The organism is Lentzea sp. NPDC058450 (assembly GCF_042721395.1).
Lineage (GTDB): Bacteria > Actinomycetota > Actinomycetes > Mycobacteriales > Pseudonocardiaceae > Lentzea.
In genome coordinates this window covers 1-22215 of sequence record NZ_JBHXLO010000053.1, presented here as the reverse complement: position 1 = coordinate 22215, position 22215 = coordinate 1, and the positions used below count along the sequence as shown (strand labels likewise).

The window sequence follows — 22215 nt, the reverse complement described above, 5'->3', positions numbered from 1 at the left end:
AGCCGGTGGTGTGGCTGCCGGCGAGCGTGCTGTCGGTGCGGGACCGCGTGGTCTGGGCAGTGCAGGGGTGCCCGCCACGAGTGCTGGAGTTCGCGGTTCGGGGGGAGCCTGCGAACAGGCGGCCGATGCCGGAGCGGGTGGTGTGGTCAGTACCGGGGTGGCCGGCGGGCGCGCGGATGGTCAGGGCCGGAGCTGGGTGAGTCGGCGGGCGTTGCTGGCCGGTGCCGGGGCGGCGGTGGCCGGTGGGCTGGTCGTGCCGGGGCGGGCCGCTGCGGCGCCGGGCGGTTCGTCGCAGCCTTGGCCTGGTGCCGGTGGTGTGCCGGTGCGGATCGGGCCTGGCGACGTGCGGTACGAGAACCTGCTGCGGGGCAACAACTTCCGGTTTGTCGGGCAGCCCGACGAGATTCGGGTGGCCACGTCGGCCGAGCACGTCGTGCGGGCTGTCGACGATGCGGTGCGGGCCGGGCGGCGGGTGGCCGTGCGCAGTGGCGGGCATTGTTTTGAGGACTTCACCGGGGCCGCTGAGGTGCGGTCGTTGGTCGACCTGTCCGGGTTGGACGCGGTCGGGTACGACGAGGGGCGGAAGGCGTTCTTCGTCGAGCCCGGGGCGACGCTCGGGCAGGTGTATCGGGTGCTGGGGGCCGGGTGGGGTGTGACGGTTCCTGGTGGTGGGTGTCCTGAGGTGGGGGCCGGTGGGCACTTCGCCGGTGGTGGGTACGGGCCGTTGTCCCGGCGGTACGGGGCCGTGGTCGATCACCTCCACGGGGTTGAGGTCGTCGTGGTCGGGCGGGACGGGCGGGCTCGGGTGGTCAGTGCCGCCAAGGACGGTCCCAACCAGGAGTTGTGGTGGGCGCACACCGGGGGCGGGGGTGGCAACTTCGGGGTGGTGACGCGGTACTGGTTGCGGTCGCCGGGAGGTGGGTTGCCGCCGTTGCCCCGGGCGATGGTGCAGCACGTGACGTTCTGGGACTGGGGGCAGCTCAGCGAGGAGAAGCTGACGCGGTTGCTCGTCAACTTCGGGCAGTGGCACGAGCGGCACAGTGCGCCTGGTGCTCCGCACAACGGGTTGTACGGGGTGCTGGAGGTCAAGCATCAGGCCGGGGGTGTCGTGATGTTGTCGGTGCAGGCCGACGCGGACCTGCCCGGCATCGACGGGCTCATGAGCGAGTTCGTCGCGGTGGTGGGGGAGGGGCTCACGCCGGTGTACGAGCTGCGCAAGACCGTGCCGTGGCTGCACAAGATGACGTGGCCCGGCACCGGTGAGCCCGGTGACGTGCTCACGCGCCGGTACAAGATCAAGGCCGGGTACCTCAAGAAGGCGTTCACCGGCAGGCAGTGCCAGGCGTTGTGGCGCAACCTCACCAAGGACGGCGGGGCGCAGGGGAGTGTGCTGCTCATCGGGTACGGCGGGCAGGGCAACGCGGTCAGGCCGCAGGACACCGCGATCGCGCAGCGGGACGTCGTGATGAAGGCGGTCTACCAGTCGGTGTGGACCGAGGAGCAGGAGGACGCGGGCAACCTCGCCTGGGTGCGCGAGCTGTACCGGGACGTCTACGCGGAGACCGGCGGTGTGCCGGTGCCCAACGACGTCAACGACGGGTCCTACATCAACTACGCCGACGCAGACCTGGCCGACCCGAGGTGGAACACGTCCACCACAAGTGCGCAAAGCCTGTACTACAAGGAGAACTACCCGCGGCTGCAACGCATCAAGGCGAAATGGGATCCGCACAACGTTTTCCGGCACTCGCTGTCGATCCGGCCCGACTAGGCTCTCGAAGCACCTGGGGAGGGACATGAGCATTGCGGTGGCGCGGTGGCCGTACGTCCTGCTGGGCCTGCTGGCCGCCGCCACGACCCTCGACCGGCGGCCGGAGCCGGCGGAACTCCTGCTGTGCGCGGGAGTCGCGGTCTGGCTCACGGCGGGCAAGACGCTGAAGTGGCGCCACCAGTGGGTGTTCGCCGTCGGGCTGACGATCCTCACCGGGGCGCTCGTCGTGCTCAACCCGTTGTTCGGGTTCCTCACGCCGCTCCCGTACGTCTACGCCTTCCGCGCCATCGCGTTTCCTTGGCAACCGGTGGCCGTAGCGGCGATCGCGGCCATCGCGGGCACGGCGCAGGCGTACGGGATCGACAAGTCCACGCTCGACGGCGTCGGCATCTGGGTCGCCGTCATGGCGGGCAACGCGGTGCCCATGTGCGCGTACGCGTTCGTCGCGCGCAAGGCGGAGCAACAGGAAGCGGAACGCGAACGGCTCCTCGCCGACAACGTCGCCCTGCAGGAACAACTCCTCGCCCAGGCAAGAGAAACCGGGATCAGGGACGAGCGCCAACGCATGGCGCGCGAGTTCCACGACACCCTGGCGCAGGGACTGACCGGCATCATCAGCCAGCTCCGCGCCGCCGACGACAAGACGTGGCAACGGCACGTTCAGGCCGCCACCGACCTCGCCCGCGACAGCCTCGACGAGACCAGGCGGTCCTTCGCGGCACTGCCGCCCGAGCCGCTCCGCACGGCAAGACTCACCGAGGCGCTCACGAACGTCGCGGGCCGCTGGTCGCGGCTGCACGACGTCCCGGCCACCGTCACCACCACCGGCGACATCAGGCCGATCGCGCCCGAAGCCGAGTTCGCGCTGCTCAGAGCCGCACAAGAGGCGCTCGCGAACGTCGCCAGGCACGCCGGGGCGTCCAGGGTCGGCGTGACGCTGTCCTACCTCGACGACGAGGTGGCGCTCGACGTGCGCGACGACGGCCGCGGGTTCGAGCACAGCACGAAGGGCTTCGGGCTCGAAGCGATGCGGCAACGGATCGAAGGCCTCAAGGGCACCGTGCAGATCGAGTCCGAACCCGGCGCCGGCACCGGCGTGTCGGCCCGCGTGCCACTGGAGGTGCGGTGATCAAGGTCCTGGTCGTCGACGACCACCCCGTCGTCCGCGACGGCCTCACCAGCCTGTTCGCCCAGGACCCCGGCTTCGAGGTCGTCGGCGAGGCCGGCAACGGCGCCGACGCCGTCCGGCTCGCGAAAACGCTCAGGCCCGACGTCGTGCTGATGGACCTGCGCATGCCCGGCACCGACGGCCTCACCGCGACCAGGGAGCTCGCCGGCACCGCGCACGTGCTCGTCCTCACCACCTACGACAACGACGCCGACGTCGTGGCCGCGATCGAGGCGGGCGCCACCGGGTACCTGCTCAAGGACGCCCCGCGCGACGAGCTGATCAGGGCGGTCAGGGCCACCGCGCGCGGCGAGGCCGTGCTGGCCCCGGCCGCGGCGGCGTTGCTGATGCGACGGGTGCGCACCGAGGCCGCCCCGGTGCTCAGCGCGCGCGAGCTGGAGGTGCTCAAGTGCGTCGCGGCCGGAGCGACCAACCGCGACGTGGCCGGAGCGACCAACCGCGACGTGGCCGGGAACCTCTTCATCACCGAGGCCACCGTGAAGTCCCACCTGCTCAACATCTACGCCAAGCTGGAGGTGGGCGACCGGGCCGCGGCGGTCACCGAGGCGTTCCACCGCGGCCTGCTCGTCCCCAGGGAGATCCGGGACGTCAGCCCCTGAGGAACGCCGCCGCCGCGTTCTGCGCGCTCGCCGACGACCCGCCCTTCTCGACGAGCACGGCGAACGCCACGTCGTTCTGGTAGCCCACGAACCAGCCGTGCTCGTCACCGCCGCCCGCCTCCGCGGTGCCGGTCTTGCCCGCGAGGCCGGGGATCCCGGCCAGCTGCTTCGCGGTCCCGGACGTCACGACCTCGCGCATCATCGCCCGCAACGGCGCCAGCACCCCGGCGGGCGGGCCGGCCGCCACGTCGTTCGCCTCCGTCGGTTTGCCGCGCATCAACGTCGGCGTGGGCGCCCGGCCGGACGCGACCGTCGCGGCGACCAGGGCCATCCCGAACGGGCTCGCCATCACGTTGCCCTGCCCGAAGCTGTTCTCCACCTGCTGGTCGCCCGTCGCCGCGGGCACCTTGCCGGTGTTCGTCTCCGCGCCCGGGATCGTCCAGTCGGCACCCAGCCCGAACCGCTTCGCCATGTCCGGCAGCGCGTTCGGCGGCAGCTTCGACCCCAGCTCACCGAACGTCGTGTTGCAGGACAGCGCGAACGCCGTGTGGAACGGCAGGCTGTCGTGCCCGAAGCCCGCGTTGCTGATCGTGCGGGTGCCGATGGTCGCCTTGGCCGGGCACGGCACGGCGGTGCCGGACTGCACCAGGCCCGCGTTCATCGCCGCCGCCGCGGTGATGATCTTCATCGTCGAGCCGGGGGCGTAGCGGCCGACGAACGGGTTGGTGCCCGCCAGCGTCTTGTTCTGCGCCACCGCCAGGATCTCGCCGGTCGAGGGCTGGATCGCGACGATCGCCGCGCCCTGCGGCACCGCGTCCACCGCCGCCTGCGCCGACGCCTGCCGGGCCGCGTCGATGGTGACGGTGATCTTCTGGCCGGCCTCCGCGTCCTTGCCGGCCAGCTTGGTGAACGCGCCGCCGGCGGTGATGCCGACCTCCCAGCCGTCGACGCCGGACACGTCCCCGGCCGTGCCGGTGATCGTCTTGTAGAGGCCGTCCGGGATCGTGCCCTGCGTCAGCGGCTTGCCGTCGCGGCCGAGCAGCGCGCCCTCCGCGAGCGCCTTGCGGTACGTCAGGAAGGCGCCTTCGGCCAGCTGCGGGTGCACGATCGTCGGCACCCAGTGGACCTTCCAGGCCCCTTCGACGCGGACCATCGGGATCTTCACGTCGTAGTTCAGCGGGCTGGAGCTGGGCAGCGACCAGCTGACGGACGCGGCGAGCTCGGCCGTGGTGGCGTCGGCGGCGGGAGGCTCTCCCGCGGCCACGGAGGCCCGGAACCCCGAGGTGCCCATGCCGGCCCTGGTGGCCTCCAGGGCCGCGGTCGCGGCCTCCGGTGCGTCGGTGAACACCGCCGCACTGGCCGGGCCCGAGATCGCCCTGGTCAGGAACGACGACGCCACCTGCGCCGGGGTCTCGGCCGTCTTCGTGGGCAGGGTGTTCCCGGGCAGGTCGTCAGAGACGACGACGTTCCTGCTGCCGGACCACAGGAACACGCCCCCCACGACGACGATGGCCGTCGTGGTGAGCGCGCCGCTGATCAGGATCCATCTGCGAGTCTTCTGTTCCACCGTTTCAAATCCCCCAGGTGAGTACTTCCCCGGTGGGAGACTAACGGCGACGAGTGTCGGAAGACTGAGGGTTTCTACCTATCCGACCTACCTATCCGAGCTGCGGGACGCGGGTCTGGTAGTGGCGGAGCATGTCGGCGTTCGCCGCGTCGCCGCCCTCCACGTTCGCGCTGCGCCACAACGGCAGCTGCACGCCCGACTCGGCCGCCTTGTCGTGCAGGCGCACCATCAGCAGGTTCCACAGGAAGGTCGTCGCGACCGTGGAGATCGCCGCCGTCACCGGGGCCTCGACCGGGTAGGTGGAGTCGCCGGGCGGCACCAGGTTGTCCAGCACGACCGTCGCGACCTCGGCCAGCGTCACCCCGGCGCGACGGGGAGCCTGCGCGCTCGACGCCACCGACGTCACGGCGACGACGGGGCAGCCCTTGCTCGCGGCCTCCTGCGCCAGCTCGACGGGGTAGTAGTTCACGCCCGAGGTCGAGAAGACGAACAGCACGTCGTGCGGCGCGATCCCGGACTCGGAGAGCACCTCGGCGGCCAGTCCGGACCGGCGTTCGGCGGACGTGCTGCTGATCGCGCCGTGCATCGGCAGCAGTTCGGGGTGGTAGATCGGGCGGACGCAGGCGAGGCCGCCCGCGCGGTAGAAGGTCTCGGCGACCGCCGCGAGCGAGTGTCCCGCGCCCGCGGTGAGGAGGATGCCGTCGGCCTGGACGGCGGCCAGCACGAGCTCGGCCACGTCGTCGAGAGCGGCCGCGTTGTGCTGCTCGACGCGCGTCAGGTGCGTGCGCACGAGGTTGCCGTAGTCGGACCCGGTCACGGTGTCGGTCGTCATGCGGGTCAGTAGTACCGGATTGCAGATGACCTCACCAGTAACCCGAGCACCACAAAGCTCGATACGCGCGATGACGGGACTTGTGCGGACGGGGGTGGGTTGGATCAGACGGCACTTCTACTTCTGGGTGGGGCTGGTCGGCGTCTTCACGGCGGCGAGCGCCACGAACATCGCGCTGGCGATCACCTACTCCGAGCTGTGGCCGGTGTGGGTGGCGCTGGCACTGCTCGTCGTGGCCGGTGGCTGCGCCCGCGCGGCGGTCCACGCCCGGCCTTAGGACCGGTCCGGACCGGTTCTTGACAACGATGGACAGAAAGCCAGACACATCCGATGTCTCGGCTTGACTTCGGCGTGCGCCCCGGACGAGTTTGGCAGGCGGGCGCTGCGAGTCGAAGGGGACACACCAGTGGTCGAAGCTGTCAGTCGACGGGGATTCATCGTGGGTACGACGGCTGCCGCGGTAGTCGCGGGCGCCCTGTCGGGAACGCAGGCGCACGCGGCCGCGCCGGAGGCCGTGGACGAGATCGACCCGATGATCGGGGCGGTGACGACCGGCGCGGACACCGCGTGCGGCAAGACGTTCCCCGGTCCGGTCACGCCGTTCGGCATGGTCCAGCTCGGTCCCGACACCGTGAGCGGCGGGGACAACGGCAGCGGTTACTCCGCGGACATGACGACCATCGAGGGGTTCAGCTTCACGCACATGGGCGGGGTCGGCTGCTACGGCGACCTCGGCAACCTCCAGGTCATGCCGCAGACCGGCCCGCTGGTCACCGGCCGGGACGCGGCCAAGAGCCCGTTCACCAAGTCCTCCGAGGTCGCGCGGGCCGGCTACTACGCCGTGACGCTCGACCGCTACCGCGTGCGGGCGGAGCTGACGGCCGCCGCGCGCGCCGGCATCCTGCGGTTCACGTTCCAGGACTCCGGCACGGGACGGATCAAGGTCGACCTGTCGCGGCGGGTCGGCTACGACGGCACGCACTCCGTCGCGCAGCACCTGAAGCAGGCCGACGCGCACACCGTCGAGGGCTGGATGCGCTGCGACCGGCTCGGCGGCGGCTGGATCTGCGGCAACGGCCCCTACTACACCGTGTACTTCTCGATGCAGTTCCAGCAGCCGATCCGCACGCTCGGCGTGTGGGAGGGCGACCGGACCGAGACCGGCGTCCGCGAGTGGACCACCGTCGCCACCGACTCCGGCTTCTTCGTGGAACTGCCGGTCCGCGCGGGCCAGCAGGTCCTGGTGAAGTCGGGCATCTCGTTCACGTCGGTCGACGGCGCGCGAGCCAACCGCGAACGCGACATCTCGGGCTGGGACTTCGACGGCACGGCCCGCGCCGCGCGCAGGAAGTGGGCGGACGCGATCGGCAAGGTCAGCGTCACCGGCGGCACCGCGGATCAGCGCAGGATCTTCACCACGGCGCTCTACCACACCATGATCGACCCGAGGGTGATCAGCGACGTCGACTCGGGCGACAGGTACGCCCGCCGCACGATCTTCAGCGGCTGGGACGTCTTCCGCTCCGAGTTCCCGCTGCTCTCCATCATCGACGACCAGGTCATCAGCGACCAGATCAACACCCTGATGGACCTGACCCGCACCGGCGCCGTCCGCGGCCTGGCCAAGTGGGAACTGCTCGGCATCGACACCAACACCATGCTCGGCGACCCGGCCGTCAACGTCATCGCGGAGGCCGTGACCAAGGGCATCAAGGGCTTCGACGCCGAAGCGGCCTACAAGATGTGCCGCGACGTGGCCCTCGGCCCGGCCGAACGCTCCAACCGCAACGACTTCGCCAACTGGCACAAGCTCGGCTACGCGGTGGAAACCAGCCTCTCCACCACTGTCGAGAACTCCTACACCGACTTCGCCCTGGCCCGCATGGCCGAGAAGCTGGGCCACCGCGACGACGCGGCGAAGCTGCACGCCACCGCCCAGAACTACCGCAACGTCTTCAACCACGAAGCAGGCTGGTTCCGCGGCCGCAACGCCGACGGCTCGTGGATGGACGCCAACTCCGGCTGCATCGAGAGCAACCCCGAACAGCAAGGCTGGTTCGTCCCGCACGACGTCCCCGGCCTCATCGAGCTCGCGGGCGGACAGCAGAAGTTCATCGACCGCCTCAACGGCATCTTCGAGCGCACGCCGCCCGAGCAGATGATGAAGTGGAACGAGAACTACAACCACTCCAACGAGCCCGTGCACCAGATGCCGTTCATGTTCACCTACGCGGGCGCCCCGTGGCTGACGCAGAAGTGGTCGCGCTACGTCTGCGACAACGCCTACCGCACCGGCCCGAACGGCTTGGCGGGCAACGACGACTGCGGCCAGATGTCGGCCTGGTACGTGTTCGCGGCGGCCGGTTTCTACCCCGTGTCCCCGGTGTCCGGCGTCTACGTCCTCGGCAGCCCGATCTTCTCCTCCACGACGTTCCGCACGTCCAGGAACAAGAACTTCACCATCAAGCGCGAGGGTGACGGCATCTACGTGCAGTCCGCCCAACTGAACGGCCGTGGGCTCGACCGCGCGTGGATCACGCACGACGAGGTGATGTCCGGCGGCACGCTGACGATGCGCATGGGCACGGACCCCAACAAGGCGTGGGGCAGCGACCCGAAGCAGGCACCGCCCGCTTGATCAACCGCGCACCCAACCGCACTCGTCAACGCAACTCAACCACGCACGCAAACCAGGCGCGCACACCCAACCGGACAGCCGTCGACGCAGGCCAGCCACCTACGAGGCCTGGCACGCGATGCCGAAGGCGAGCCCGAACGGGCTGATCCAAAACCGAGAGCCGGTTCCACCCGCGCATGGCGATTGGGGCTTGACTTTGGGTGCGAGGTGCTACCCCTCGCGGATCGGCCGGGCGCTTTTCAGCCCGGCCTTTTCCGGCCGATGAGCGCCTCGCAAGGGCCCCGAAGTCAAGCCCCAATCGCACCCCCCAGGTCTTTCGTCGAGACCCGCGCGACCAACTCTCGCAACCGCAGGACAACCAACGGAACGCGACCAACCCCGCTGGAACGCGACCAACCCAACGGAACGCGACCACCTTCACCGAAACCCGAACTCATGCCAGCAACGAAACGCCCAACGCCGACGCCGTGTGCAGCACCGAGTTGCGGTGGCGTTGGGCGACGGCCAGGCCCGCGTCCCGCAGCACCGATGCGTGGGCACTGGCCGACGCGGCCGAGATCCCCAGCCGCCGCGCCAGTTCCGACGTCGTGCACCCACCCGCGATGACCTCCAGCGCGGCGGCCCGGGTCCGCCCGAGCAACGCCTCCAGCGACCGCCGCCCGGCGCCACCCACGTGCAGGTCGCGCGCGATCGGATACACCAGCACCGGGGCGCGCCGGGGATCGCGCAGCATGATCGGCCGTTCCCAGCAGAAGTACGAGGGCACCAGGACCAGGCCCTGTCCCCGCAACCGCACGTCCCGCAACGGAAAGCGGGACTCGATCGACAGCACCGGCGAAGACCAGGAGATCGTCGGGTGCAGCGCGGAGAGCATCCCCTCGCACCCGTTGTCCAGAAAGGACCGTGCCCGCACCGCGCGGTCCGCGTCCACCACGGCGCGCACCTCGTCCCAAATCGGGGCCAGCGCATGGGAGTAGTAGCCGCGTAACGCGTCGCCCAACGAGTCCAAAGTGGCCACATCGCCGTCGGCCAGCAGGTGGGTGCGCGGGTCGAGGCGCGGGCAGTCCAGCTGTTCGAGGTCCGCGCGCAACGACTCGACCGGCGTGGAGAGCACCGCGTCGATGCCAGCGTCCACCGCGCACGAACCCGCTGTGGGCGTGAGGAAGTCGGGGGAGTAGCCGACGGGAGGTGCGAGCTGCATCAGCCAGCGGGTGTCGTCGGGCAGGGTCGCCTTCGCGGCCGCCCGCCAGGCGCCGAACACGGGCGTGGCCGACCGCTGCCGCAGCACGTGCAGGCTCAGCAGGATCTCCCACATCGGGTCGGGACCGGCGGCGACGCGCACCCTCGCCAGGTCCTCCGCCGTGAAGTGGACACGCAGCACGGCAAGCAGAGTGGCACAGCGCCAGGGGACCTGTACCGGATTCGAGATGACTCATCCGAACGGTGCATATCGCCCACTCTGCGTGGGCCCCGACAGGCCCGCAGCAGGCTCTACCTGGCTTTTTCGGGTTTGGCCGAATGTGGTGGCGACCCGGTGAACCCGAGCGCCAAGCTTCGTGCCGAGCGCCGGGCAAGGGGACGGCGCCACCACTGAGGGGAAAGTCCATGAAGCTCGCGAAGATCACCGGGGCCGTCGCGGCCGCCGGTGTCGCCCTGACCATCCTGACCGCGCCCGTCGCGTTCGCCGCGCCCGGCGAGACCGTCATCCCGGCCGCCGCCGAGCTCGGCGTGCAGGGCGAAGGTGTGCTGCCGCACCAGTTCCAGGTGCAGAAGACCGGCTACTGGTGTTCCGCGGCCGCCGCCCGCATCGCGTTGTCGGCCCGCGGCAAGTACGTCGAGCAGTCGACGCTGGCGTCGTTCATGAAGGTCACGACCAACGGCCTGCCCAACATCAAGAACCTCGAGAACGCGCTCGACCACTACACCGGCTCGACCTACTACCAGGTCAAGCAGTGGTCGTCCGACTCGCAGCTGCTGACGAAGCTCAAGGCCGACGTCGTCTACAACGCCAACCGCGGCCACGCCGTCGTCATCAACGTCATCCGCCTCAACGGCCGCAGCTACTCGGGCGGCCACTACGCCACGATCGTCGGCTACCGCGCGGGCGGCAACGAGTTCGCCGTCGCCGACCCCGCCTACGCCGGTGGCGCGCTGCACTGGCTGAGCGCGTCCGGCGTGTCGTCGGGGATCAAGCTCCGCCGGTATGTCGCGTGAGGTCCTGAGGCCGATCGACGTCCACGCCGTCCGCCACGTCAGCGCACTCGACGTGGCGGACGGTGTTGGCTTTCAGGTAGTCCCGCGCGCCCTGGTCGCCCGCCGCCGACGCCATCACGCCCGCGAAGTGGTCCGATCCGATCAGGACCGGATGCCCGATCGCGCCGTCGTAGGTGGCGCGGGCGAGCGCACGAGGTTCGGCGAGCGCCATCAGCCGGTGCAGCGCCTCGACCGTCACGCCCGGTGTGTCCACGGGCAGCACGAGCACCGCGTCCGCCATGCCGACGGCGTGCAGACCCGTGCGCAACGACGAGCCCATGCCGGTGTCCCAGTGCGGGTTGTCGACGACGGTCACCCCGGCCAGCGCAGCCCGTTCGCGCACGTCAGAGGCCTGCGCGCCGAGCACGACGACGACCGGGGCGCAGCCGGAGGCCCTCAGCAGCTCGGCCGCCGAGTCCACGAAGAGCTTGCCGTGCAACGACACGAGCGCCTTCGGGGTGCCGAAGCGGCGTCCGGCCCCCGCGGCGAGCAGCAGACCGGCCACGCGCATGGTTCTGAATCTAGTTGAGGTTCTCCAGGATCAACGAGGAAGCCGCCTCCGGGATCTCCTCGGGGATCCAGTGGCTCACGTCCTCGACCATCTCGAACCGGTACGGCCCGGTGCACCACTTCTCGGTCTCGAACGCCGCGACCGACCCGAACGCCACGTCCTCGGTGCTCCACACGTACATCGTCTTGACGCTGATCTTGTCCGCCGCGCCGTCCGGCCGGCCCGCGCGGTACCAGTTCAAGGCAGCGGTGAGTGCCCCCGGTTCGGACAGCCGCTGCACGTACTCCTCGACGTGCGAGGGCCGGATCCGCCACTCGAACATCTGCTTGAGGGCCTGCGCGTTGTTGTCGAGCATGCGCTTCTCGGTGCTGCGCTCCCGCCAGTCGCGCATGTACTGCGACCGCATCGCCTGCTCCTCGTCGGTCTGCAGGGCGGTCCTCAACGCGCCGGGGTGCGGCGTCGAGAACACGGTCAGGGTGCGCAACCGGTCGGGGTGCTCGATCGCGGTCCACCACGCCACGGCGCCGCCCCAGTCGTGCCCGACCAGGTCGAACGTGCCCCAGCCCAGCGCGTCGGCCATCGCGATCACGTCGCCGACGAGGTGCGTCACCGAGTACTCCGACACCTGCTCCGGGCGCACGCCGGGGGAGTAGCCGCGCTGGTCGGGGGCGACGGCGCGGAAGCCGTTCACGCCGAGCACCGCGACCTGGTGCTCCCACTCGATGGCGGCCTCGGGGAACCCGTGCAGCAACAGCACCGGGCGGCCGTCCTCCGGTCCGGACGCGATGGCGTCGAAGGAGCCTGCCTCGGTCTCGATGCTGATGTGGTCGATCACTTTTCGCACACTACCGGTGTGACCTGGCTCTCAACGGCCGAGCCGAAGGGCGTGGCCTGCCGAACATCAAGTGTGCACCCGCATGTAGACGTCGCGAAACCGCAGGGCGGTACGAATGCCGTCGTGCTCGTGCTGCACGGTGGCCGCGAACACGGCCTGGAACCCGTCCGGCGGCACAACCTCGCGTATCTGAGGATGCTGCCGCTGGCCAGGGCGTTGCGCGCGCCCGGAGTCGAGGTGTGGACCCTGCGCTACCGGGTGCGCGGCTGGAACGCGCCGAGCCTCGACCCCGTGAAGGACGCGCGGTGGGCGCTCGACCGGATCAGCGAGCTCCACCCCGGCGTGCCCATCGTGCTCGTGGGGCACTCCATGGGCGGACGCACCGCACTGCGCGTGGCCGGTCATCCGAGCGTGGTGGCCGTGTGCGCGCTGGCGCCGTGGTTGGTGCCGGGCGAGCCGTACGAGCAGTTGAGGGGCAAGGCGCTGCTCATCGCGCACGGCGATCAGGAGCGGATGACGGACCCGGCCAAGTCGCTCGAGTTCGCGCGGCAGGCCAAGACCGTCACGGACCGGGTGGCGCGGTTCAGCGTCGTCGGGGACGGGCACGCGATGCTCCGGCGGGCGAGGGACTGGACCCGGCTGGTCGTAGCTTTCGTCCACGGTGAGCTGGGGCTCGAACCGGTCGCACCGGACATCGCGAATGCCATGGAGGAGGCCTCGCCGCGGGGCCTCGACGTGCCGTTGGGAGGCTCGCGTGGCTGAGGTCGCCGTCATCGGAGCAGGGGTTGCCGGGCTCACGGCCGCATACGTGTTGCAACGCAGGCACGACGTGACGCTGTTCGAGGCCGACGACAGGCTCGGCGGGCACGCGCACACGCACGACATCGACGGGGTCGCCGTCGACTCCGGGTTCATCGTCCACAACGAACGCACGTACCCGAACCTGCTCCGGCTCTTCCGCGAGCTCGGCGTGTCCACTCAGGACTCCGAGATGTCGATGAGCGTGCGGTGCGACGGCTGCGGGCTGGAGTACGCGGGCGCGAAGAAGCTGCCGGGCCTGTTCGCCCGCACGGCCAACGTCACCAACGGCCGCTACCTGCGGATGCTCGCCGAGGTCACCCGGTTCTACAAGCACGCCCAGCGGGTGCTGGACCACGAGGAGGCGCACGACGTCACGCTCGGGGCGTTCCTCGCGATCGGCGGCTACTCCCGCTACTTCGTCGACCACTTCATCATCCCGCTGGTCAGCGCGGTGTGGTCGTCCGGCGCGGCGCTGAGCATGAAGTACCCGGCCTGGTACCTGTTCGAGTTCCTCGCGAACCACGGCATGCTCGCCATCGGCGGCACGCCGCAGTGGAAGACCGTCGTCGGCGGCTCGCGCACGTACGTCGAACGCGCCGCGAAGGGCCTCACCGCCGTGCACGTCGGCACGCCCGTGCGCGCCGTGACGCGCAACGGCCGTGGCGTCGAGATCCGCGACGAGAACAACGTGCTGCACACCGCGGACCACGTCGTCATCGCCACGCACCCGGACCAAGCGCTCGGGCTGCTCGCCGACCCGACGCGCGAGGAGAAGGAGGTGCTCGGCGCGTTCCAGTACTCGCGCAACGAGACGTGGCTGCACACCGACGCCTCGATCCTGCCGCGCACGGCCGGCGCGCGGGCGTCGTGGAACCTCTACAAGCGGGCCTGCCGGGAAGCCGACGGCCAGGTGCTCGTCAGCTACCACATGAACCGGCTGATGCGGCTCGGTGGACCGCGTGACTTCGTCGTCACGCTCAACCCGCATGACGTGAACCCGGACCGGGTACTGGCCAAGATGGTCTACGAGCACCCGATCTACACGCCGGACTCCGTTGCCGCGCAACGACGTCTGCCCGAGATCAACACCGGCACGACCGCGTACGCCGGCGCGTACCACGGGTGGGGCTTCCACGAGGACGGCTGCGCGTCCGGCGTGCGCGCGGCGAAGCACTTCGGGGCCGACTGGTGATCTACGACGTCGTCATCTCCCACCAGCGCCGCGAGCTGATCGAACGGGCGTTCCACCACCGCGCGTACATGTGGCTGGTCGACCTGGACGGGTTACCGAGCCTGCCCTGGTGGGCGCGGCCGTTCGCGAAGTTCGAGGCCCGCGATCATCTCGGGTCGCCGGACAGGACCATCCGCGAGAACCTCGACGAATGGCTGGCCGAACGCGACATCGACCTCGGCGGTGGTCAGGTCCTGATGCTCGCCAACGCGCGTGTGCTCGGTTACGTCTTCAACCCGCTGTCCGTGTACTGGTGCCACGACGCTTCCGGAGAGCTCGTGTGTGTGGTCGCGGAAGTGCACAACACGTACGGCGGACGGCATTGCTATCTGCTGCGCACCGACGAACACGGCCGTGCGTCGGTGGACAAGGAGTTCTACGTTTCGCCGTTCCTCGAAGTGGACGGCCACTACGTGATGAAGATGCCCAAACCGGGAACCCAGCTGTCCGTGACCATCGCGTTGCGGCAGAACGGGAAGACCACCTTCAGCGCGACGATGAAGGGCGAGCGCAGTTCGGGTCTGCGCATGCTCTTCAGACGGCCGCTCATGCCCCAGCGCGTCTCCGCGTTGATCCGCCGCCACGGAATCGCGCTCTACCTGAAGCGAATCCCGATCATCCCCAGGAGTGATGGATGAGCACGTTGTCCTTGCCCCGTCCCGGCCAGGGCATCTGGCCAGGGCTCTTCACCGCGCCGCGCTCACCCATGCGCGCGCGGATCGCGGAATCCCTGTTCCGCAACGCCGTGCGCTCGCTGCCCGTGACCGTCGAGCTGCCCGACGGCCGCAAGTGGGGCGCGGGCGGACCGGTCATGCGGCTCGTGCGGCCCGCGGCGTTCTTCCACCGCCTCGGCGCCGACGCCAAGATCGGCTTCGGCGAGGCCTACATGGTGGGCGACTGGGACGCCGAGGACCTCGCGGGCGTGCTCGCGGCGTTCGCGGCCCGGCTCTCCACCCTGATCCCGCCCGGCCTGCAGCGGATGCGGCGGTGGGCGGAGCGGCGGCAGACCGAGGTCAACGACGTCGCGGGCTCCCGGCAGAACATCCACCGGCACTACGACCTGTCGAACGAGCTGTTCGGGGTGTTCCTGGACGAGACGATGACGTACTCGTCTGCGTTGTTCGAGGGCTCGGACGCGGACCTGCGCACGGCCCAGCTGCGCAAGATCGACGGCGTGCTCGACTACGCCGGGGTCCGTGAGGGCTCCCGCGTGCTGGAGATCGGCACGGGCTGGGGCGCGCTCGCGATCCGGGCCGCCCAGCGGGGTGCCACCGTCACGTCGCTGACCATCTCCGCCGAACAGCGCAAGCTGGCGTTGGACCGGGTGAGGGACGCCGGCCTCCACGATCGGGTGACGGTCGAGCTGCGTGACTACCGTGAGGAGCACGGCCGGTACGACGCCGTCGTCAGCGTCGAGATGATCGAGGCAGTCGGTGCCGAATACTGGCCCGAGTACTTCTCGATGCTCGACCGCGTGCTCGCTCCCGGCGGTCGCGTCGGCCTCCAGGCGATCACCATGCCGCACGACCGCATGATCGCGAGCAAGGCCAGCTACACCTGGATCCACAAGTACATCTTCCCCGGCGGGCTCATCCCGTCGGTGCGGTCGATCGAGGAGTCGGTGCGCGACCACACCCGGCTGGAGATCGTCGAGTCGCGGTCGTTCGGCCTCGACTACGCCGAGACCCTGCGGCGCTGGCGCGAGGAGTTCCTCACCCGTTGGGACGAGGTCCGCGACCTGGGCTTCGACGACACGTTCCGCCGGATGTGGGAGTTCTACCTGGCCTACTCGGAGGCCGGTTTCCGGGTCGGATACCTGGGAGTACAGCAATTCGGCATGGCCGAAAGACTGGGCCATTAGGACCACCTTCTGCCCCAAAAGGGTGCTGGTAGCCCCACCCGACTGGACTTCGTGGTCCTCTTGGAAGCAGGCGGTATCAAACGGCTCGCTGCGGTCTCTTCTTCAGTGAAGCCCCTAGTGTCGCTGTAGTGGAGGAGGTCGCCGGGATGGTCATGCCCACAGCCGTGCGGTCCGGTGGCGGTGTCGACGTCCTCTCCGCGGAGGAGGTCTACAACGCGCCAACGGTGCCCATGCGCCGTCGGGTGCTGCACCAGGCACCGGTCACCAACCAGTGGCTGGCCGAGGCCGAGTTCACCGACCTCGTCGACGCAGCCCTGGCCGGAGACAGACGGGCGACCGAGCACCTGCTCGGTCGCATCCAGCCGCTGATCGTGCGCTACTGCCGCGCACGCGTCGGCGGCCGCGAGCGCACGCTGGTGTCGGCCGAGGACATCGCGCAGGAAGTCTGCGTGGCCGTCCTCGGCGCACTGTCGAAGTACCGCTACGAACCGGGTTCGTTCCTGGCGTTCGTCTACGGCATCGCCGCGCATAAGGTCGCCGACGCCCGCCGGCGCGCCGTCCGCAACCGCGCCGAGGTCGTGCCGGAGCTGCCGGACTGCCCGTCGCTCGACGACGGCCCGGAACAGCACGCGGTCAACGGCGAGATGCTGGCCCAGGTCACGCGCCTGCTGCACAAGCTGCCGTCCCGCCAGCGCGAGATCCTCGTGCTGCGGGTGGCCGTGGGCCTGTCCGCCGAAGAGGTCGCGCTGGCCGTCGCGTCCACCCCCGGTGCCGTGCGGGTGGCACAGCACCGGGCGCTCAACCGGATGCGGGAGATGATCGCCGAAGAGGGCTGATCGTCCTCTGGATGATCGCGGCGAGGTCTTGCGGGCAGGACAGGAACGGGGAGTGTCCTGCATCAAGACGTTCCGTCGTGGTCGCCCTTCGCGCCATCGCCTCCTGAGCGGGAGGCGGGATGGCGTTGTCCCGGGTCGCGATGACGTAGGTGCTCGGGGTGGTGTGCCAGGCCGCCTCGGTCACCTCCTCGGCGAAGGCCTTCGCGCTCTGCGGCAGGAGTTCGTCCGTCGGCGGGTTCTCGACGCCGTTGAAGAAGATCGTCTCCGGCGTCTTCGCGTGGATGACGTCGTTTCGGGTGTCCCACCACGGTGGAGGGGTGCCGCCGACCATCTTCATGAGCGAGTCGTCCACGTCAGGCAGGAACGCGGCCACGTAGACGATGTGCTCGACGTCGGGGTGGACGGCCTGGGTCGCCGGGATACCGCCGTAGGAGTGGGCGACGATCACCGTCGGACCGGTGATCGCCGCTTTGATCGCTGCGGCGTCGTCGTGCATGCCGTGCCGGGGCGCGTCTTCGGGCGCCACGCTGGGCAGGTCGACGGTGTCGACCCGCCGGCCGTCGGATTCGAGGAGGGTGCGCAGCGGTTCCCAGCACCAGGGGCCGTGCCAGGCGCCGTGCACCAGCAGGATTGCGGGACGTTCGGGCATGTCCTCAGTGGACGCCCCGGTCCTCGCGATCGCCAAGCGAAGGCTTCCGCTGAACGGAAGTGCTCAGGTCCGTGAAGGCCGCCACCAGCGCCGTCACGAGAATCAGCGCGCCGAACGCCAGGAGCGCGACCCCGCCGCCGACCGTTCCGGCCAGAAACCCGCCCAGTGCGGGCGAGACCGGGGTCAGCACCCGTGCGGCCAGCGTCGAGACCGCGTCCAGGCGGCCCATCATGTCCGGTGGCACCAGCAGTGACTGCACCGCGGACACCGACACGTTGATCAACGGCGTGACGACCGCCGTGACGGCCAGTGGCACGAACGGCCAGAAGACGCCGAACGGCAGTGCCATCGCGAGGGTGCATACGCCGAAAACGGCCAGCACGGCGACCATGAGCGGGCCAGGCGCGAGCGTGACCTTCGGGGCCAGCAACGAGCCGAGGACGCCGCCCACGCCGATGCCCGCGAACACCACGCCGGTGTCGAGGCTGCTGCCGCCGCGCTCCGCGACCAGGGCGAACACCGGCAGCATCGAGGCGCCGCCGAGCAGGTTCAGCACCAGGAAGACGATGGTGAGGTTGCGCAGGCCGGTCTGCCGCCACAGCCAGCGCCCCGCGTCCTTCAGGTCGTGGCGCATGCGCTGCCGGGGTTTCTCGGCGCGTTCGGGGATCTTCGCGAACCAGGCGCAGGCCGCCGCGACGGCGTAGCTGAGTGCGTCCACCACGAACGGGACCGACCGTCCGGCCACCATCAGCAGCGCGCCCAGCGGTGGGCCCGCCACCCGTGCCGCGTGGCCGCGCGCCTCCTCCTGGGCGAAGGCGGTGGTGAGCTGCTCGGCGGGCACGACGGCCTGGATCGCCGAGGCGCGGGCCGGGCTCGCGAACGCCGTGCAGACGCCGTCGACGACCGCCAGCGCGATGAAGACATATAAGTAGGTGTGGCCGGTGAGGATCGCGACGGCCAGCAGAGCCGCGGCGAGCGCCTGGACCGACTGGCTCCACACCAGGGTCCGGCGGCGGTCCCAGCGGTCCACCCACACGCCCGCCGGCATCAGCGTCAGCAGCAGCGCGGCGGCCCGTGCGCCCGCGATCACGCCCGGCAGCAGGTACGAGCCGGTCAGCGCCACGACCAGCAGCGGCATCGCGAGCGTGGTGATCGTCGTCCCGAGCTGTGAGACGGCGCCGCCCGCCCAGAGCAGCTGGAATTGCACGTTTTTTCTGAGTGGGACCCCCATGCGCCGTTTCTAACGCATGATCACGGTCCGCGGGTGGCAAGGTTTACCCATGGCTGATCAGGACATCGCCTTCGACGTGCTGCTGACCGGCACCGTGTTCCTCGACATCATCTTCACCGGCCTGCCCCGCCCGCCGGCCCCCGGCACCGAGGTGTGGTCCGAAGGGCTCGGGTCGTGCCCCGGCGGCATCGCGAACCTCGCCGTGGCGTTGCGAAGGCTCGAACTGAAGACGGCGCTCGCGGCCGCGTTCGGCGAGGACGCGTACGGCGACTTCTGCTGGGACGTGCTCGCGGACCAGGAGGGCGTCGACCTCTCTTACTGCCGCCGCTTCTACGGGTGGCATTCGCCCGTGACGGTCAGCATGGCGATGGAACACGACCGCAGCATGGTCACGCACGGACACAAGGCACCCGTCGCAGCCGATGACCTCTTCGCGCCGCCGCCGTCCGCACGGGCGTGTTTTGTGCACATTCAGGCAGAAGATGAGCAATGGGTCCGCACGGCCAAGAAGAACGGCGCGAAGCTCTTCGCCGACATCGGCTGGGACCGCACCGGAGCGTGGTCGCCGGAACTGCTCCGCCGGCTCGACGGATATGACGTGTTCCTCCCGAACCACGTCGAGGCACAGGGCTACACCCGCACCGACACCCCGGAGGCCGCCGCGCGTCAACTCGCCGAGCACGTGCCCGTGGTGGTCGTCACACGCGGGGGCGGGGGAGCGGTCGCCGTCGACAGCGCGACCGGCGAATGCGTGGACGTGCCGGGCCTCAACGTCGCCCCGCTCGACGCGACAGGTGCCGGTGACGTGTTTGGAGCCGGGTTCGTGATGGGCACTCTGGCCGGGTGGCCGCTCGAACACCGGGTGCGGTTCGCGAACCTGTGCGCCGCGCTGTCCGTGCAGCACTTCGGGGGTTCTCTCTCGGCCCCCGGATGGGGAGACATCGCCGTGTGGTGGCGAACGGTGAGCAGGCGGCCGGACGAAGAGCTGTCGCGCTACGGGTTCCTCGACGACCTGCTGCCCGACCACGCGGGCGTCGAGGTGCGCAGGGCTAGTCCGACGATCGGCCTGCGGCTACTCCGGTAGGTTGATAACAGTCGATCAGCGGACGCAACCTAATAGGCCTCCCGCGCGACTTATACGTGTAGAGAGTCTCTGGGGATTTGCTCGGAAGGAGTTGCGGGTTGTTCGCCGCACGCGCGTCAGGCTTGGTCAAGTTGTTGGGGTTGTGCCTGACGGCGGGTGTGCTCCTCGCCGCGATGGTGTTCCCGTTCGTCGGAGGTCTCGGGCTCGCGTCCAACCGCGCGGCCGACACCGTCGACCAGACGTCCGGTGACCTCGCGAAGGGCGAGCTGCCGCTCGTCACCACCATTCAGGACATGAACGGCGACCCGATCGCCTACCTCTACGACCAGTACCGCATCCCGCTGGAGTCCAAGGACATCTCGGACACCATGAAGCTCGCGATCCTGGCCATTGAGGACAAGCGCTTCTACGAGCACCAGGGCGTCGACTGGCAGGGCATCGCCCGTGCCGCCGCCAAGGCCGGTGTGGACGGTGGGGCGACGCAGGGCGCGTCGACGCTCACCCAGCAGTACGTGAAGAACTACATGGCGTTCGTGCTCGGCGCCGACAACGAGCAGGAGGCCTGGGAGAAGGCCACCGAGGCCACGATCGGCCGCAAGATGCGCGAGGCGCGCGTCGCGTTGCAGCTCGAGCAGCAGATGACCAAGGAAGAGATCCTCACCGGCTACCTGAACATCGTGCCGCTGGGCAACCAGACGTACGGCGTCGGCGCGGCCGCGAAGGCGTACTTCAACACCACCGCCGACAAGCTGACGGTCCCGCAGGCCGCGCTGCTCGCCGCGATCGCGAACCGCCCGTCGTCGCTCAACCCCGGCACGGCGCAGGACAAGGCGCTGGAACGCCGCAACATCGTCATCGACAAGATGCGCGAGAACGGCGCGTTCGGCGCGGACGAGACCGAGGCCAAGAAGAAGGCCGAGGAGTACAAGGGCCAGCCGCTGGGCGTCGTCCCGGACCTGCAGATCCTGCCGAAGGGCTGCGTCGGCGCCGGTGACGGCCCGATCTACGGCTTCTTCTGCTCCTACCTGCTCGACTACCTGCGCGACGCGGGCATCACCGACAAGCAGCTGCAGCGCGGCGGCCTCACCATCAAGACGACGATGGACCCGAAGGCCACCAAGGCGGCCAAGGACGCGGCCGAGCAGCAGGTGAAGAAGACCGAGCCGGGCGTCTCCAACGTCATCTCGATCGTCCAGCCGGGCAGCGACAAGCACCGCGTGCGCGCGTTGGCCGCCTCCCGCGACTTCGGCAACAACGCCGAGCTCGGCCAGGTGGCCCGTCCCGTGCCCGCCGAGGTCCTGCCCTTCGGCCCCGGCTCGGTGAACAAGATCTTCACCGCCGCCGCGGCCATGCAGCGCAACATCACCGGCATCGACCGCAAGATCAAGGTGCCGAAGACGTACGCGTCGAGGGTCTACCCGAACGGCGGCTCGGCCTGGCAGGTGAAGAACGCGGGCAACTACGCCGAGGAGATGACGCTGACCCAGGCCCTGGCCCAGTCGCCGAACACCGGCTTCGTGATCCTGCAGGAGCAGGCGGGCCTGAGCAACGTGGTCGACATGGCCTACAAGCTCGGCATGCGCGAGACCCTGAGCAAGGTCAACCGAGGCGGCGAGCCGCTGAAGTCCGACGGCTCGAACGGCCCCTCGCAGGGCGACTGGACCAAGCAGAACAACGCGGGCTCCTACACCCTCGGCCCGGGCGCCACCAGCGTCCTCGAACTGGCCAACGTGGCCGCCACCATCGTCTCGAGCGGCACCTGGTGCCCGCCGACCCCGGTGGAACAGGTCCTGGACCGCTACGGCAAGCCGATCCCGCTGAAGGAAGCCCCCTGCGAGCAGGCGGTCGAGCCCGACCTGGCCAACTCCCTCGCCCAGGGCATGTCGCACGACACCACCGCGGGCGGCACCGCGGCAGGCGCCGCCACGGGCGCGGGCTGGAACCGCCCGACCATCGGCAAGACCGGCACCACCGAGGAGAGCAAGTCGGTCGCCTTCCTGGCCGCGACCCCGCAGTACGCGGGCGCCGTCATGACCTACGCCGACGGCAACAACCCGCAGGTGATCTGCGGCGACCCGATCCGCCTCTGCCCGGGCAGCCGCAACGGCATCTTCGGTGGCCAGGGAGCAGCACCCACCTGGTTCAACGCGATGAAGGTGATCCACGAAGGCCTGCCGGTGGAACAGCTGAAGCCGGCGTCGTCGAAGTACAAGTAACGCACCCACCCGCACGGCCAAGGGGCCGCGGGCACCGCGCCGCGGCGGGGGCGGCGGGGGTCTTAAAAAAAAAAACACGCCCCCCAACCACAATGAAACGACGCTAACGTG

The 22215-nt window shown here is 69.8% G+C and carries 20 protein-coding genes; 13 read left to right on the top strand and 7 right to left on the bottom strand.

Features of this window, described 5'->3' with window-relative positions; genetic code table 11:
• Positions 1–142 precede the first annotated feature (142 nt).
• The 3 genes from ACFWNN_RS44055 to ACFWNN_RS44045 are packed head-to-tail and all read left to right on the top strand — an operon-like array spanning position 143 to position 3559.
• Positions 143–1771 (top strand): FAD-binding oxidoreductase, encoded by a 1629-nt coding sequence (locus ACFWNN_RS44055; protein ID WP_382445935.1) that lies wholly within the window; start codon positions 143–145, stop codon positions 1769–1771.
• A 25-nt stretch (positions 1772–1796) separates the two neighbouring features.
• Positions 1797–2900, top strand: coding sequence for a sensor histidine kinase (locus ACFWNN_RS44050; RefSeq protein WP_382445934.1), 1104 nt, complete (start codon positions 1797–1799; stop codon positions 2898–2900).
• On the top strand, positions 2897–3559 hold the full coding sequence (locus ACFWNN_RS44045) for a response regulator (protein ID WP_382445933.1): 663 nt from the start codon (positions 2897–2899) through the stop codon (positions 3557–3559). Before ACFWNN_RS44050 ends, ACFWNN_RS44045 begins: the two co-directional genes overlap by 4 nt.
• Here ACFWNN_RS44045 and ACFWNN_RS44040 read toward each other — a convergent pair.
• Positions 3549–5126, bottom strand: coding sequence for a penicillin-binding transpeptidase domain-containing protein (locus tag ACFWNN_RS44040; protein ID WP_382445932.1), 1578 nt, complete (start codon positions 5124–5126; stop codon positions 3549–3551). The two genes, ACFWNN_RS44045 and ACFWNN_RS44040, sit on opposite strands and share 11 nt — an antisense overlap.
• A 91-nt stretch (positions 5127–5217) precedes the next feature.
• Positions 5218–5958 carry an SIS domain-containing protein gene (locus ACFWNN_RS44035; protein ID WP_382445931.1) on the bottom strand — a complete coding sequence of 247 codons (741 nt, stop codon included), beginning with the start codon at positions 5956–5958 and terminating at the stop codon, positions 5218–5220.
• A 94-nt stretch (positions 5959–6052) separates the two neighbouring features.
• Between ACFWNN_RS44035 and ACFWNN_RS44030 the strand changes: the two genes are divergently transcribed.
• Together ACFWNN_RS44030 and ACFWNN_RS44025 are read left to right on the top strand one after the other, a co-directional pair.
• Complete coding sequence (locus ACFWNN_RS44030; protein WP_382445930.1) at positions 6053–6235, top strand: hypothetical protein; 183 nt, start codon at positions 6053–6055, stop codon at positions 6233–6235.
• Positions 6236–6397: 162 nt separating this feature from the next.
• Positions 6398–8596 (top strand): GH92 family glycosyl hydrolase, encoded by a 2199-nt coding sequence (locus ACFWNN_RS44025; RefSeq protein ID WP_382445929.1) that lies wholly within the window; start codon positions 6398–6400, stop codon positions 8594–8596.
• Between the two features lie 433 nt (positions 8597–9029).
• Here ACFWNN_RS44025 and ACFWNN_RS44020 read toward each other — a convergent pair whose 3' ends face one another.
• On the bottom strand, positions 9030–9977 hold the full coding sequence (locus tag ACFWNN_RS44020) for an ArsR family transcriptional regulator (protein ID WP_382445928.1): 948 nt from the start codon (positions 9975–9977) through the stop codon (positions 9030–9032).
• 224 nt (positions 9978–10201) lie between these two features.
• Here ACFWNN_RS44020 and ACFWNN_RS44015 point away from each other — a divergent pair, with 224 nt between their 5' ends.
• Positions 10202–10810: a C39 family peptidase gene (locus ACFWNN_RS44015; protein ID WP_382445927.1), complete on the top strand. Its 609-nt coding sequence runs from the start codon at positions 10202–10204 to the stop codon at positions 10808–10810.
• Here ACFWNN_RS44015 and ACFWNN_RS44010 read toward each other — a convergent pair.
• Both ACFWNN_RS44010 and ACFWNN_RS44005 read right to left on the bottom strand, forming a co-directional pair.
• Positions 10785–11360 carry an NTP transferase domain-containing protein gene (locus tag ACFWNN_RS44010; protein ID WP_382445926.1) on the bottom strand — a complete coding sequence of 192 codons (576 nt, stop codon included), beginning with the start codon at positions 11358–11360 and terminating at the stop codon, positions 10785–10787. The genes ACFWNN_RS44015 and ACFWNN_RS44010 overlap by 26 nt on opposite strands.
• Positions 11361–11370: 10 nt before the next feature.
• Positions 11371–12195, bottom strand: a complete 825-nt coding sequence (locus tag ACFWNN_RS44005) for an alpha/beta fold hydrolase (protein ID WP_382445925.1) — start codon at positions 12193–12195, stop codon at positions 11371–11373.
• A 123-nt stretch (positions 12196–12318) separates the two neighbouring features.
• Here ACFWNN_RS44005 and ACFWNN_RS44000 point away from each other — a divergent pair, with 123 nt between their 5' ends.
• From ACFWNN_RS44000 to shbA, 5 genes are all read left to right on the top strand, one after another.
• Positions 12319–12957, top strand: a complete 639-nt coding sequence (locus tag ACFWNN_RS44000; RefSeq protein WP_382445924.1) for an alpha/beta hydrolase — start codon at positions 12319–12321, stop codon at positions 12955–12957.
• A complete protein-coding gene (locus ACFWNN_RS43995) occupies positions 12950–14188 on the top strand; it encodes an NAD(P)/FAD-dependent oxidoreductase (protein WP_382445923.1) in 1239 nt (412 codons plus the stop codon). The genes ACFWNN_RS44000 and ACFWNN_RS43995 overlap by 8 nt, the downstream gene beginning before the upstream one ends.
• The gene (locus ACFWNN_RS43990; RefSeq protein ID WP_382445922.1) at positions 14185–14865 is read left to right on the top strand and encodes a DUF1365 domain-containing protein; all 681 of its coding nucleotides are present in this window, start codon (positions 14185–14187) and stop codon (positions 14863–14865) included. The genes ACFWNN_RS43995 and ACFWNN_RS43990 overlap by 4 nt, the downstream gene beginning before the upstream one ends.
• Positions 14862–16088: a class I SAM-dependent methyltransferase gene (locus tag ACFWNN_RS43985; protein WP_382445921.1), complete on the top strand. Its 1227-nt coding sequence runs from the start codon at positions 14862–14864 to the stop codon at positions 16086–16088. The genes ACFWNN_RS43990 and ACFWNN_RS43985 overlap by 4 nt, the downstream gene beginning before the upstream one ends.
• A 128-nt stretch (positions 16089–16216) precedes the next feature.
• Positions 16217–16924, top strand: a complete 708-nt coding sequence (gene shbA, locus ACFWNN_RS43980) for an RNA polymerase sigma factor ShbA (RefSeq protein WP_382445920.1) — start codon at positions 16217–16219, stop codon at positions 16922–16924.
• Here shbA and ACFWNN_RS43975 read toward each other — a convergent pair.
• Together ACFWNN_RS43975 and ACFWNN_RS43970 are read right to left on the bottom strand one after the other, a co-directional pair.
• The gene (locus ACFWNN_RS43975) at positions 16887–17573 is read right to left on the bottom strand and encodes an alpha/beta hydrolase (RefSeq protein ID WP_382445919.1); all 687 of its coding nucleotides are present in this window, start codon (positions 17571–17573) and stop codon (positions 16887–16889) included. The two genes, shbA and ACFWNN_RS43975, sit on opposite strands and share 38 nt — an antisense overlap.
• A 4-nt stretch (positions 17574–17577) precedes the next feature.
• A complete protein-coding gene (locus ACFWNN_RS43970) occupies positions 17578–18804 on the bottom strand; it encodes an MFS transporter (protein WP_382445918.1) in 1227 nt (408 codons plus the stop codon).
• Between the two features lie 49 nt (positions 18805–18853).
• Here ACFWNN_RS43970 and ACFWNN_RS43965 point away from each other — a divergent pair, with 49 nt between their 5' ends.
• Together ACFWNN_RS43965 and ACFWNN_RS43960 are read left to right on the top strand one after the other, a co-directional pair.
• On the top strand, positions 18854–19888 hold the full coding sequence (locus ACFWNN_RS43965; protein WP_382445917.1) for a carbohydrate kinase family protein: 1035 nt from the start codon (positions 18854–18856) through the stop codon (positions 19886–19888).
• A 122-nt stretch (positions 19889–20010) separates the two neighbouring features.
• Positions 20011–22104, top strand: a complete 2094-nt coding sequence (locus tag ACFWNN_RS43960; RefSeq protein ID WP_382445916.1) for a transglycosylase domain-containing protein — start codon at positions 20011–20013, stop codon at positions 22102–22104.
• Positions 22105–22215 lie beyond the last annotated feature (111 nt).